This is a genomic window from Archangium sp. (genome assembly GCF_036277355.1).
GTDB lineage: Bacteria > Myxococcota > Myxococcia > Myxococcales > Myxococcaceae > Archangium.
In genome coordinates this window covers 1-12,574 of the sequence record NZ_DASUNC010000066.1, presented here as the reverse complement: position 1 = coordinate 12,574, position 12,574 = coordinate 1, and the positions used below count along the sequence as shown (strand labels likewise).

The 12,574-nt window shown below is 65.6% G+C and carries 11 protein-coding genes; 9 read left to right on the top strand and 2 right to left on the bottom strand.

The features are described 5' to 3' along the window. The first annotated feature begins 3 nt into the window (after positions 1–3). The 6 genes from fabD (at position 4) to VFZ09_RS17870 (ending at position 5,600) form a co-directional block, all read left to right on the top strand. Positions 4–849 (top strand): ACP S-malonyltransferase, encoded by an 846-nt coding sequence (fabD, locus tag VFZ09_RS17895; RefSeq protein WP_329728802.1) that lies wholly within the window; start codon positions 4–6, stop codon positions 847–849. Beyond that, positions 849–2,579 carry an acyltransferase domain-containing protein gene (locus tag VFZ09_RS17890; protein ID WP_329728801.1) on the top strand — a complete coding sequence of 577 codons (1,731 nt, stop codon included), beginning with the start codon at positions 849–851 and terminating at the stop codon, positions 2,577–2,579. The genes fabD and VFZ09_RS17890 overlap by 1 nt, the downstream gene beginning before the upstream one ends. Positions 2,580–2,641: 62 nt before the next feature. Next, on the top strand, positions 2,642–3,211 hold the full coding sequence (locus VFZ09_RS17885; RefSeq protein WP_329728800.1) for an isochorismatase family protein: 570 nt from the start codon (positions 2,642–2,644) through the stop codon (positions 3,209–3,211). Then, positions 3,208–4,530 (top strand): FAD-dependent oxidoreductase, encoded by a 1,323-nt coding sequence (locus VFZ09_RS17880; protein WP_329728799.1) that lies wholly within the window; start codon positions 3,208–3,210, stop codon positions 4,528–4,530. Before VFZ09_RS17885 ends, VFZ09_RS17880 begins: the two co-directional genes overlap by 4 nt. Continuing rightward, on the top strand, positions 4,527–5,090 hold the full coding sequence (locus VFZ09_RS17875) for a peptidylprolyl isomerase (RefSeq protein WP_329728798.1): 564 nt from the start codon (positions 4,527–4,529) through the stop codon (positions 5,088–5,090). The genes VFZ09_RS17880 and VFZ09_RS17875 overlap by 4 nt, the downstream gene beginning before the upstream one ends. Positions 5,091–5,117: 27 nt before the next feature. Further along, positions 5,118–5,600 carry an adenylyltransferase/cytidyltransferase family protein gene (locus VFZ09_RS17870; protein ID WP_329728797.1) on the top strand — a complete coding sequence of 161 codons (483 nt, stop codon included), beginning with the start codon at positions 5,118–5,120 and terminating at the stop codon, positions 5,598–5,600. On the opposite strand, the gene VFZ09_RS17865 is transcribed toward VFZ09_RS17870, so the two are convergent. Both VFZ09_RS17865 and VFZ09_RS17860 read right to left on the bottom strand, forming a co-directional pair. Further along, positions 5,572–7,398: an ABC transporter ATP-binding protein gene (locus tag VFZ09_RS17865; protein WP_329728796.1), complete on the bottom strand. Its 1,827-nt coding sequence runs from the start codon at positions 7,396–7,398 to the stop codon at positions 5,572–5,574. The genes VFZ09_RS17870 and VFZ09_RS17865 overlap by 29 nt on opposite strands. A gap of 160 nt (positions 7,399–7,558) precedes the next feature. After that, positions 7,559–8,206 (bottom strand): chloramphenicol phosphotransferase CPT family protein, encoded by a 648-nt coding sequence (locus tag VFZ09_RS17860; protein WP_329728795.1) that lies wholly within the window; start codon positions 8,204–8,206, stop codon positions 7,559–7,561. Between the two features lie 983 nt (positions 8,207–9,189). On the opposite strand from VFZ09_RS17860, the gene VFZ09_RS17855 reads away from it, so the two are divergent. The 3 genes from VFZ09_RS17855 (at position 9,190) to VFZ09_RS17845 (ending at position 12,139) form a co-directional block, all read left to right on the top strand. After that, positions 9,190–9,951, top strand: coding sequence for an SDR family oxidoreductase (locus VFZ09_RS17855; RefSeq protein ID WP_329728794.1), 762 nt, complete (start codon positions 9,190–9,192; stop codon positions 9,949–9,951). Between the two features lie 6 nt (positions 9,952–9,957). Then, positions 9,958–10,716, top strand: a complete 759-nt coding sequence (locus VFZ09_RS17850; protein WP_329728793.1) for an SDR family oxidoreductase — start codon at positions 9,958–9,960, stop codon at positions 10,714–10,716. A gap of 79 nt (positions 10,717–10,795) precedes the next feature. Then, on the top strand, positions 10,796–12,139 hold the full coding sequence (locus tag VFZ09_RS17845; RefSeq protein WP_329728792.1) for an aspartate aminotransferase family protein: 1,344 nt from the start codon (positions 10,796–10,798) through the stop codon (positions 12,137–12,139). Positions 12,140–12,574: the final 435 nt, after the last annotated feature.

Here is a 12,574-nt window from a genome sequence, read left to right as displayed (position 1 = left end):
CCCATGGCTGTGTTCATGTTTCCTGGACAGGGCGCGCAGACGCGGGGCATGGCGGGAGAGCTCTTCTCGCGCTACCCCGAATACACGGCCGCGGCGGATGAGATCCTCGGCTACTCCGTGGAGGAGCTTTGCAAGACAGACCCCAAGGGGCTCCTGCAACAGACGGAGTACACGCAGCCGGCGCTGTTCGTCGTCAACGTGCTCTTCTACATCGAGGAGATCGTCCGCCGCAGGCAGTACCCGCGGGCGGTCATCGGCCACAGCCTGGGGGAGTACAACGCCCTCTTCGCCGCGGGCGCCTTCGACTTCCGCACGGGCGTGCAGCTGGTGAAGAAGCGGGGCGAACTCATGAGCCAGCAGCGCGGCGGAGGCATGGCCGCCGTGCTCGGGCTCGACTCGGCCAGCGTGCGCACGGCCATCCAGGACGCGGGCCTGGATGCCATTGATCTGGCCAACGACAACGCGCCCAGGCAGGTCGTCATCTCCGGCCCCAAGTCCGAGATCGACCGGGCGCAGCCCATCGTCGAGGCCCGTGGGGCGCGCTTCGTTCCCCTGCGCGTGAGCGGTGCGTTCCACTCGCGCTACATGAAGCCGGTGCAGCAGGAGTTCTCCCGGGCGCTCGAGTCGGCGCGCATCGGGGAGTGCCGGCTGGACGTCGTGGCCAACGTGGACGCGAAGCCCTACCACCCCGGGAGCGTGCGGGCCAATCTGCTCGAGCAACTGGTGCGTCCCGTGCTCTTCACCGACTCGGTGCGCCACCTCATCGCCCGGGGGGAGACGGAGTTCGTGGAGGTGGGACCCGGCAAGGTGCTGACCGGGCTCGTCGGGCAGGTACGAGGCATCAACTGATGCCCGTCGCGGATGACATCGCGGTGGAGTCCTTGCGGTTCCGCTCCGCCCAGGGGGAGCTGGTCTCCTCGCTGGCCATGACCGCGGTCCGGGCCGGGGCGGAGACGTTCCTCGGGTGGCTCTCTGCCCCGGAGCGGCGGCGACTCGAGGCGTTGCCCGAGCAGGCCCGGCGCGGGGCCTTCCTGTGGGAGCACGTCGCCGCGAAGGCCGCGCTGATGAGCGCCACGGGAGGCTCGGTCCCCACGGACTTCGAGCTTGAGCGTGGCGCCTTCGGGCAACCCCTGCCCCGGGGGGGTGGCGGACACTTCGATGTGTCCATTTCCCACGCGGCCGGCCAGGCCACCGCGCTCGCCCATCCCCGGGCGGTCCCCATGGGGCTCGACGTCGAGGTGCTGGGCTCACCGCTGGAGGCCGGGGCCGTGGATGCGTCGGAGCAGGCGCTCGTCCAGCGCGTCCTCGAGGCCGACGCGGCGGCGGCGCGCAGCATTGCCTGGACGATGAAGGCGGCGCTCGGCAAGGCGCTGCGGACCGGACGCATGACGGGCTTCGACGCCCTCCGTCTCGAAAAGGTGGAGCGGACCGGGGAAGGCCTCACCGCCCGCTACCGGTCGTTCCCCGGGTTCGCCGCCACCAGCTGGGTGGACGGGGACCGGGTCACCTCGCTGGCCCATCCGCTCACCCTGTGGCTCGAGAGCCCGCCACGGGAGCAGGGGCGGAAGACGCGCCAGCCCTCCGCGGGGCCCGGCGCACCGGCGGCGCATCTGCCGCCCCGTCCAGTCGTCTTCATGTTCTCGGGCCAGGGCTCCCACTACTTCCACATGGGGCGGGAGCTCTGGCGCAACGACGCCGTGTTCCGCGACGTGCTCGAGCGGTGTGACCGCCGCGTCCGCGAGCTCACGGGCAGCTCGGTCCTCGCGGCCCTGTATGACGAGCGCCGGACCAAGAGTGATGCGCTGGTCGACACCCACGTCACGCACCCGGCGATCTTCCTCGTCGAGTACGCGCTCTGCGAGGCACTTCGCGCCCGCGGCCTGGAGCCGGACGTGCTCCTGGGCGTCAGCCTGGGCGAATTCACCTGCGCGCTCGTGTCCGGTGCCCTGGACCTCGAGCGGGCCCTGACGGCCGTCGTCGAGCATGCCCGGGTCATCACCCGCTGCGTTCCGGCGGGGACCATGCTCGCGGTCCTGGCGCCCGTGAGCGAGCTTGAGGCCTCGCCCGTGTTGCGAGCCCACGTGGAGATCGCCAGCGTCCCCTTCCCCCAGCACGCCGTCGTCTCCCTCCGCTCCGACTCGCTCCCCCTGGTGGAACGGGAACTGGAAGCGCGCGGATTGCGCTATCAGCCGGTCATGGTCTCCCACCCCTTCCACTCGTCCTGGATCGATGGAGCCCGGGCCGACTTCCTGCACGTCCTGCGCGACATCTCCTTCGAGGAGCCCAGGCTACCCACCTTCTCCTCGGCCCTGGCCGGGCAGGTGACGCGCTTCGACGCTGAACACTTCTGGCAGGCCGCGCGTCTGCCCATGCGGTTCCGCGAGACCTGCGACGCCATCCGCGCGAGCGCGGAGCCGCTGTTCGTGGATCTCGGCCCCTCGGGGACGTTGAGCACCTATCTCAAATACGGCGGTGGAGCCCCGCGGCACATCGCCGCGCTCACGCCGTTCGGTCAGGACTTGCGTACGGTGGGCAAGGTCATCGAAACAACCGCCGAGTTCCGCCAGTCCGCCCGATGAGCTCGGTTCACCTGGAGTGCTTCAGTTCATCCGTGTTAACTAGAAATGGAGGACATTGAAACATGCTCATGCAGCGTCATCGCTCCCTGGTCGTCATCTCCAACATGCAGGAGGGCATTCTTCCCATCCTCGACACCAACGAGTCGTTCCTGTGGAACAACTGCTGGCTAATGGGGCTGGCCAACAAGCTGGAGGTCCCGGTGCTCGTCATGGAGCACAAGGGATTGGGCCGCCTAGTGGAGCCCGTGCTCCGGCTGGCCCGGGGCTCCGCGCCGTGTGAGATCGTGACCTTCTCGTATGTGAGCGCCCCGGCGGCCGTGGAGCGCATCCGCGCCACGGGCCGGGACCAGCTGATCCTCGCTGGCAATGAGACCCACATCTCCATTGTCCAGACTTCGCTCGAGGCGCGGAGCAAGGGCTTCGAGGCGTATGTCCTCGCCGAGGCCTGCGCCGCGCGCGATCGCGAGGACCACGTCGAGTCGCTCCCCCGCATCCGGCAGGGCGGCGCCACGATCGTGACCCGCGAGATGATCCTCTTCGAGTGGATCCCCTGTTCGACGGATCCGATCTACATGGAAACGAGCATCGACTTCGTCAAGCACCCGCACCCATTCCCCAGGAACCAACCATGAACGACAAACAGCAACCCCAGCCAGGGCGAAGGGTCGCCGTCGTGGGAGGAGGCGCGGCTGGAGTCGTCGCGGCCTGGCGCCTGTCGAGCGTGCACCACGTCACCCTCATCGAAGCCGGGTCCGAGCTGGGCGGGCACGCCCGCACGGTCATGGTCCCTTCCTCCAAGGGGGACGTCGCCGTGGACATGGGGGTGGAACTCTTCAACGAGCGCAGCTGGCCGAACTTCTGCGAGCTGCTCAAGATCGCCGGCTGCGAGACGTTCCCCGCCCCGCTCACCTTCGCCGCCAACTTCGGGGAGGGAGAGACCTGGGAGAACGATGTGCGCTTCCAATCCCCCCTCTGGAGCCGCCTACTGGACGAGTGTGACCGGTTCCAGCGGGAGATGACAGACGTCATGAACCGCCTCCCGGACTTCACGGGCATGACGATCCGGGAGTACACCGAGCGCCACCAGTACTCGTCCGACTTCGTGAGGAAGGCGCTGATCCCCATGCTCAGCACCTTCTCTGGCTCACGCGCGCCGCTGCTCGACTTCTCGCTCACGTACGCGGCGGCGAGCTTCGCGGAGCACATGTTGTCCTTCGTCCACGCGCCGTACTACCGCAAGGTGGTGGGTGGACTGAGCCGATATCTCGAGAAGCTCGCCCGCTCCATCCAGGTGGTCCACACGGCGCGGCCCGTGTCGACGGTCCGACGCGAGGCGGACGGAGTCCGGGTGCGTGACAGCGCCGGGCACGAGCAGACGTTCGATCAGGTCGTCTTCGGGACCCACGCGGACATCGCGCTCAAGCTCCTCACGGATGCCTCCGCCGAGGAGCGGGCACTGCTCGGAGCCATCGAGTACCACGAGGAGCGCTCCTTCGTGCACACGGATGCGGCCGTGCTGTCCCCGTACTTCTCCCACCGCCGGTCCAGTTGCGAGTACTCGTGGCTTGGCCGCGGCGACGAGGGCTCGGTGACCCGCAACGTGACCGTGACGAATGGGCTGGACCCCAAGCGGGATCCGATCTTCGTCACCATCAACCCCCAGGTGGATCTCGCGCCCGAGCGCATCATCACCCAGGGGGTGTGGAAGCACGCGAAGCTGCGTCCTCAAGACATGGCGACGAAGCGCCGGTTCCGCACCGTCCAGGGCAGGAATCGCGCGTGGTTCTGCGGTATGGACACGACCCTGACGGGTCATGAGAGCGCGGTCTGCTCGGGGCTGCTCGTGGCGGATGCGCTGGGGGCGAACTACCCCTTCGCTCAGGTGCTCCCCGCCGCCAGGCAGCTGGGAATCATCAACAACGTGATGGGAATTGGAAGGACGATGCCATGATCACCCCGCTCTATCCCGAGATCCGGGCCCCCGGCTCGGGCCGTCTGCTCGCCATCTTCGAGACCGCGCGAGGCGACATCACCGTGGAGCTCGACGAGAAGTCCGCCCCCAAGAGCGTCCGCAATTTCGTGGGGCTCGCGCTAGGGACACAACCCTTCCGCGATCCGCGCTTGCGGCGCATCGTCGAGGGCGGCGAGAGTTTCTACCAGGGAACGACGTTCCACCGCGTGGAGCCGGATTTCATGATCCAGGGCGGGGATCGGCTCGGCACCGGCATGGGAGGCCCGGGGTTCCGCATCGTGGACGAGCTCGGAGGCCACCACGGCGAGCAGGGCGTCCTGTCCATGGCGAACAGCGGTCCGAACACCGCCAGCTCCCAGTTCTTCCTGACGGCCCGGGCGGCACCATGGCTGGATGGCGTCCACACCGTGCTGGGCCGGATCATCAGCGGCCTCGATGTCGTGAGGGAGATCTCGCGCGTGCCCGCGGACCAGCGGGGTCGGCCCCTGCGTCCCGTCACCCTGCGGTCGGTTCAGCTCCGGCGCGAAACCTCCCCCTGAGTCAACGCCCCCTCGAGGACACACACCATGGCCATCCACATTCCCACCCCGGGGCTGGACGAGATTCGAGCGCTCGCGGCGGACATCCACTCCCGGGGCAAGCGCCTCGTGGTGACCTCGGGGTGCTTCGATCTGCTGCATTACGGGCACGTGCGGTTCCTGCAGCAGTCGCGGCAGCTCGGAGACGTGCTCGTCGTACTCGTGAGCGTGGACGAGGACATCCGCGCGTTGAAGGGTCCTTCCCGTCCCATCGTCCCCGGCTGGGAGCGCGCGAACATCGTCGACGCGCTCGCCTCGGTGGATGAGGTCATCCTCCATGCCGGCAACGTCCTCTACGAGTTACTGGCCATCCTCCGCCCCCACCATTTCACCAAGGGGATGGAGTACCAGAAGTACCCGGAGTACCTCGCCACCATCCGGCCCCACGTGGGGGAGATCACCTTCATCGACCGGCCGGAGGATTCGATGTCGACGACCCGGCTCATCGAGCGCTGCCGCGAAGCGCGCTGACCGGTTTGGCGGAGGGCTCGGACTCATCGAGCCGGTAGCCCTCCGCCTGCTCCCGGAACATCCGGGCGTAGCGGCCATTGTCGGCCAGGAGTTCGGAATGCGAGCCGCGCTCGATGATCTGCCCGTTCTCGAAGACGACGATCTGATCCGCCATGCGCACCGAGGACAACCGGTGGCTGATCAGCACGATGGTGCGATTGGCCTTGTTGTCGTGAATGCGTTGGAAGATCTCCGTCTCCGCCTCGGGATCCAGCGCGGCCGTGGGCTCATCGAGCACGAGCACTCCGCCGCGATGCATGAACGCGCGCGCGAGCGCCAGCCGCTGCCACTGGCCGCCCGATAGATCGACGCCACCAAACGCGGGGCCCAGTGGGGTGTCCAGGCCCGCGGAGAGACGATCGACCACCGGCGAGGCCTCTGCGTCCACAATGGCCTGGCGGATGGCCTCCCGGTCCTGGATCGCCGGCAACCAGCCCACGCCCACGTTGTCGCCCGCGCTGAACTGGTACCGGACGAAGTCCTGGAAGATGAGGCCAACCCGGTGCCGGAGCTGATCCGGATGCAGCGTGGCGATGTCCTGGCCATCGAGCAGGATGACGCCCGAGGTGGGCTGGTGGAGCCGCGCCAGCAGCTTGACGAAGGTCGTCTTGCCCGAGCCGTTGGGGCCGATCAGCGCCAGCGTCTCGCCCGAGCGCAGCGTGAGGTTCACGTTGTGGAGCGCGTCACGCGTAGTGCCGGGGTAGCGGAACGAGACGCCCCGGAATTCGATCTCGGGAGGGGCTTGTTGCGCCGGGGCCGCCGGATCGAACGGGTGCTCGGCCTCCTGCTCCGAAGGGATGGCGAGGAACTCGAACAGCTGGGCGATGAAGAGGTTGTGTTCGTAGGCCTTCGCCAGCGCCAGAAGGGCATTGTTGAGCGCGAGTTGGCCCTGCTGAAGGACCATCAGGTAGAGCGTCATGCTGCCCAGCGAGATGCCTCCCCCGGCCGCCCGGATGACGATATAGGCATACGTCGCATAGAGCGCCGCGTAGCTGATAAACGACAAGAACACCGCGCGGCGCCCGCGCACGGCCGCCAGCGAGGCCTCCTCCTTGTTATACCCCTCGTTGATGGACCGGTGGCGCTCCAGCAACCATGGCCCCAACCCCAGCAGCTTGATCTCCTTGACGTTCTGCTCAGCCGTCAGCAGCCACTCCAGGTAGAAGGACTTGCGGGTCCGCTCGATGTTGGCGCGCTGCAATTCGAAGGAGGTGCGGCCGAACCAGATCTCGAGCAGGAACGGGGGAATCGCCGAGGCGACCATCACCCCGATGACCCACGGGCCAAAGGACCAGAGCAGGACCGAGTAGCCAATCACTGTGGCCCCGTGGCGCAGGAGCGTGATGGATTGGATGGTCAGATCGATCACCCGCTGGCCTACCTCCTGACGCACATGCTTGATCTTGTTGACGAACTCGGGATTCTCGAAATGGGGATAGGCGATCCGGCACGCCTTCTCGAGCACGAGCTGGCTCGCCCGGAGCGAGAAGCGCGCACGCAGGACGATCTGCACGTAGTTCGACGCGTGCGTGGAGAGCACCCGGAGGATGACGAACAGCCCCTCAAGCCCGACCCAGAACAGGGGCTGCGAGGCCCCTCCCTGCGTGGAGGTGACGACGGCATCGACCAGCCGCTTGGCCACATAGGCGATGGCCACGGAGCTCAGGGCGTCCGCGAGCTGGCAGACGATGACCGCCAGTAGGAGCCACCGGCTGGTGCGTACGATCAGGCTCGCCGTGTCCAGGATGCGGCGCAGCAAGGACGAGTCTGTCCCGGGCGCGGAAGAGACCAGGGCCGGGTGGGCAGAGGGCGTGGTGGACATGGAAGGGAGTAAGACGTGGGCGAAGGCTCATGCCGGGGCGCGATCGTGAGGGATCGCCGCCCCGTGGGGCGCAACCAGAGCGCGATACAACCAGAGCCTAGCCGGCCTGGAACCGCTTTCGCAGTTGCTCGAAGGCCGTCGGTTTGGGGTGGGTGCGCACGTACTCGGCGATCTGGGCCGCGCACTCCTCGGGAGAGGAGCGTGACGTGTCCACCTCCACGTCATAAAGCTCGTGAGCATGCACGATCGCGTGGTGACTGCGCGCATGCCCCCGGGGGGACGTCGCCCGCTGCCGCTCGCGCTCCTCAAGCACCTCCAGGGGAATGCGGACGCCGACGAAATAGGCGTTCACGGAGCGCAGGGCGTTCGCGAAGTCGGGGAGCCACTCGCGCTCATAGAGGATGTAGTCGACGATGACATTGTTGCCCTGCTCCGCGAACGCCGCGATGGCATGGTGCATACCTGCGACGACCCGCTGTCCCTTGGGTCCGAAGCGCAGCGTGAAGAGCGGCGAGCCGCTCTCGTCCGTGGAGGGCACGCCGTAGAGCACCTGCTCGCGGTCGGCAGGCATGCCCATGAAGTAGCGCGTGGGCAGCATGGCGACGAGGATCGAGTCGATGCCCATCGCCATGTGGGGCTCTTCGAAGGACTCCTGGAGCCTCTTCTGAATGCTCGTCTTCCCCGCGACGGAAGGGCCATTCAGAACGATGACGTTGCCACTCACGTGAGGCTTGCCAGATTGCATCGAATCCTCGCTGGAAATGGAGGGTGATCGCATGGCCGGGCCGTCCTGAAGAGGAGGCGCGAACATGCTTCGCCAGTAATCCTGACCTTACCAGCAGCGCATCGAGATTCTCAAGCAATTGAAGCATCGACGCCCAAACACCACCTGGTGACGGACAGGCAGGGCCAGCCCCGGGCGGAGTCGATAACTCCCGCCCACACGCACGCCAGTCCGAGGCGCTGCCCCTGGTGGACGATATCGCCCCCGTCAAGGGACGGCGAGACCCTCCACGCCGCCGCCCGAACAAGCTGCATGCGGACAAGGGGGACGACTCCGGTGGTGGAGAACTGCGGCGGGGTGCCCCAGGTGGTGACGGCCGACGCGGGCTATTTCTCCGAGGACAACGTACTGGGGCGCGGCGAGCATAGGGTAAGTACTCGCCGGAGCCCGTCGTGACGTGAGGACAGGGGCATGAGCATGTCCGCTGCCACCCAAGGAGGCGGACGAGATGGACATTCTGGTAGACGCGCTGGCGCACCTCTGCTCCAGCAGGGAGTGCACCAAGCGCGCCGGATCGCGTGCTTCTGGAATGCAGGCGGCCAGCTTCTGCGTGAGCCCCAGGCGCTCATCCATCTGTCGCAGTAGCAGCGCTCCGCTATCGCCGGATGTGTCCGGCGCGTCGCATGTGCCGTGGACCGGGAAGTCAAACTAACTCGGGGTATTACGCCCGCAACACCCCTCCGTCTTCTCTGCCCTAGCGAATCATCCGGGCCAGGGTCCGAGGTATTCCCTCATTTTCGCAAGTGCCCGAAAATATTGGGGGCTTTACAATCTGCCTGGTTTGTAAACCCTTGAGTCATTGGTCTTCGTCGAAATGAGGGGATGGTTCAGGGCTGGGGTAACTGCTGGAATGACGCGGTGATGGAATTTCTTCAGCACCTTGAAGCAAGAACTCGTTAAACTGCGCCCGTACACCAAGCTGGCGGTGATAAAGGAGCACCCAGGTGCGTCTGAAGGATAAGGTCGCAATCATCACAGGGGCCGCGAGCGGCATTGGGAGAGGCGTTGCCTTGAAGTTTGCCCAGGAGGGCGCCAGCAGCCTCCTCGTCGACATCAACGGGGCAGGGGTCAGGGAAACCGCCAGCATGATCGAGCAGGCCGGCGGCCGCGCGACAATCATGCAGGCCGATATTCGCGACCGGGCCATGCTCACGGCCATCGTCGCCCAGGCGCTCAAGGACTTCGACACCCTCGATATCCTCGTCAACAATGCCGGCATGGCCACGGCCGGGTTTTACGCTGATTATACCATCGCAGACCTGGACATGATGCTCGAGGCCAACCTGAAAGCGCCCTTCCTGCTCTCACAGCAGGTTGCACGCTATCTTGTCGAGCACCACAAGCCCGGGCGCATCGTGAACATCACCAGCATCACCGCCGAAAAAGCTTCGGCCTCGGGCACGACCGCGTACTGCGCGACCAAAGGCGCCCTCCGCGCGTTCACACGCGCCGCAGCTTATGATCTGGGGCCGCACAACATCACGGTCAATGCCGTCGGTCCCGGCCCTACGCGCACAGGGATGACCAGTCAGGTGTTCCAACAAGACCCGACCCGGGAAAAGGCCTGGGCCTCCAAAACGCCGCTGGGCCGCGTGGGTGAGCCCAGCGACGTCGCCAACACGGTCGCCTTCCTGGCCTCCGATGAAGCCTCCTACATCACCGGCCAGCTCATCTTCGTCGATGGCGGCCGCACCCTCTGGGCGTGAGCGTTCATGCGATTCCAAGACAAGGTAGCCCTCATCATTGGTGCGGCGGACAATATCGGTCAGGGTCTCGCCTTGAAGTTCGCCCACGAGGGTGCGGACCTGTTGCTGGTCGACCTCGATTCGCAAGGCATGGCCCGTATCGCCGCGCGGGTGAGGGCCCTGGGCCGCAAGGCCAGCGAACTGGTGGTCGATATGAGCACGGACGGAGCGGCGCAGCGCATCATCGACACCGCAGTCAAAGAGTCTGGCTCGTTCCATATCCTTGTCTACAACGCGGCAAATCCTGAACACGAACACTTCCTCGAAGTTAGCCAGGACACCCTCGACAAGATGATCGGCATAGGGTTGCGTGCACCCTTCCTCCTGGGGAGCGCGGCCGCCAAGTACTGGCTCCAGCACCAGATCCGTGGGCGCATCGTCAACATTTCCTCCATCAATGCCGAGGCCATCCAGGGCAGAGCCTCGGTTTTCTGCGCCGCCAAGGGTGGCGTGAGGATGCTCACCGTCTCCGCCGCATGCGACCTGGGGCCGCACGGCATCACCGTGAACGCCGTGGGTCCGGGATATACACACACGGACATCGCACGGCATCCCGCGGGCAATCCTGCCCTGGAGCAGGATTGGATTGCACGAACGCCGCTGCGGCGGCTTGCCGTGCCCGAGGACATCGCCAACGCGGTCGCATTCCTCGCCTCGGATGAAGCATCCTATATCACAGGACAGACGCTCTACGTCGAGGGCGGGCGCACCATCCACATCCCGTAGCAAGACACCCGCGGCGGTCAGCGCCTCTGTCATCGCATCGCCGTTGCCTCGCTATGCCGGCAGGTGGCATGCTTGCCTCATGGCCACCGATCAGCGTCAATGGAAGAATGCCACGCACGTCCGCGCCGAGCTAGTCCTGCGGCGCCAGCGCTCCGCCGAGATCCAGCGCGCGGCTTGCGAGGTGCTCGCACGAGAAATCCCCGACTCGTTCGAGACACCTCACCCGACAGTCATCAAGTCAACAGAGGGCTGTTATGTCACGGATGTAGATGGGAACCGCTATATCGATCTAGTGATGGGATTCGGAGCCCTGGTGCTCGGCCACCGGCATACCGCCATACAGAAAGCCCTCCATGAGCAGGTCGAGCGCGGATTTCTTTTCGCGATGCGCAACGAAATGCACACGGAGGTCGCGCAGCTCGTGCAGAAAATTGTTCCTTGCGCCGAGCGAACCCTGCTCTGCAACACTGGCTCGGAAGCAACGATGTATGCGATACGCGTTGCCCGTGCGTTTACCGGCCGTCACAAGGTGGCGCTCTTCGATGGTTGCTATCATGGCAACCACGACTACGTGCTCGCCCGCCCGGATCCAAAGGAACCCAACGGAAAGTCGCTCTTCGGCCCGGGTGTCCCTGATGCGCTGAAAGAGCTCACCCTCATGCTCCCCTATCACGATGAGGCCGCTTTCAGCCTAATTCGCAAACATGCGTCCGAACTTGCGCTGGTGCTGGTTCAGCCAGTGCAGAACTCCACCCCAAGTCTGGACAATAGGGGATTCTTGGAGAAGCTGCGAGATGTGTGCCGCGAGAGCAACGTCGTTTTGGGCTTCGACGAGGTCGTAACCGGCTTCCGGCTCGCACTGGGCGGGGCCCAGGAGTTCTACGATCTCGTTCCGGACATCGCCACCTATGGAAAGACCGTTGCAGGCGGCGTGTCGATTGGCGCCCTGTGCGGCCGGGCGGACATCATGAGCCTCTATGGCGGAGCATGGAACACGCCCAAGCGCGTCTTCCAGGGCGGAACCTTCACGGGAAACCCCCTGTCCATGGCCGCTGCCGTGGCCTCCATTCGCTATCTCATGGAGAACCGAAACCAAGTCTATCCGCACCTGCGCGAGCAGAGCGAGCGGTTCGCCAGCGCGGTCAATGCGTTTTGCCGGGAGAAGGCAATGTCGGTTCATCTGCTCAATGCCAGCTCGATCATGAGCATCCATTTCCAAGACAGGCCACTGCGCACCGCGCGCGACATCGAAGCGCCCAACGCGGTGGCCGAGCGCGAGTTCTATCTCCAACTCATGTATCGCGGTGTGATGGCCCTCAAGGGGATGTTCATATCCATTGCGCATAGCCCTCAGGCAGTCGACACGCTGATCACCGCGTTTCAAGATTCCCTGATGGCCGTGCGTGAAGACGGCTTGATCTGACCGACATGCGTGCGTCGTGGCCGAGGGCATCGAGCGCTGCATCAACGGATCCTGAGCCTGCCCCGGCTTTGTGACTCTCCCGCACTGGGACTGAGCCGCTTTTTGTGGACATACCTCGTAAGTCGGCTACACGGGAGGTAGTGTCCATGGAGCGAAGAAAAAGGGATCTTCTGTAGCTGAGGTGGGCGCTCGTCGGTGGACGGAGGGTCTCCGGTGAGGGACGGGAGAGGGGCGATGCGGAGAGGTGACTGTCACTCTGGCAAGAGCCCTGGTCGCGAAGTTGCAGTGTAAGCGTCCGATCCAGCCCAGGTAGTGCAGGTGCTCGAGGAGCCGCAGAGTGCGCGGCGCGATGACGACGAGCACAGCGACGACGAAGGCGGAGCCAGCGTGGTTGGAAGCAGCACGGCGGCCGAGGTGGACACCGGAGATAGCGGC

Excerpts from the sequence above, each read along its gene's own strand:
- fabD (WP_329728802.1), top strand. The coding sequence starts at position 4 with ATGGCTGTGTTCATGTTTCCTGGACAGGGCGCGCAGACGCGGGGCATG.
- VFZ09_RS17890 (WP_329728801.1), top strand. The coding sequence starts at position 849 with ATGCCCGTCGCGGATGACATCGCGGTGGAGTCCTTGCGGTTCCGCTCC.
- VFZ09_RS17885 (WP_329728800.1), top strand. The coding sequence starts at position 2,642 with ATGCTCATGCAGCGTCATCGCTCCCTGGTCGTCATCTCCAACATGCAG.
- VFZ09_RS17880 (WP_329728799.1), top strand. The coding sequence starts at position 3,208 with ATGAACGACAAACAGCAACCCCAGCCAGGGCGAAGGGTCGCCGTCGTG.
- VFZ09_RS17875 (WP_329728798.1), top strand. The coding sequence starts at position 4,527 with ATGATCACCCCGCTCTATCCCGAGATCCGGGCCCCCGGCTCGGGCCGT.
- VFZ09_RS17870 (WP_329728797.1), top strand. The coding sequence starts at position 5,118 with ATGGCCATCCACATTCCCACCCCGGGGCTGGACGAGATTCGAGCGCTC.
- VFZ09_RS17860 (WP_329728795.1), bottom strand. The coding sequence starts at position 8,206 with ATGCAATCTGGCAAGCCTCACGTGAGTGGCAACGTCATCGTTCTGAAT.
- VFZ09_RS17850 (WP_329728793.1), top strand. The coding sequence starts at position 9,958 with ATGCGATTCCAAGACAAGGTAGCCCTCATCATTGGTGCGGCGGACAAT.
- VFZ09_RS17845 (WP_329728792.1), top strand. The coding sequence starts at position 10,796 with ATGGCCACCGATCAGCGTCAATGGAAGAATGCCACGCACGTCCGCGCC.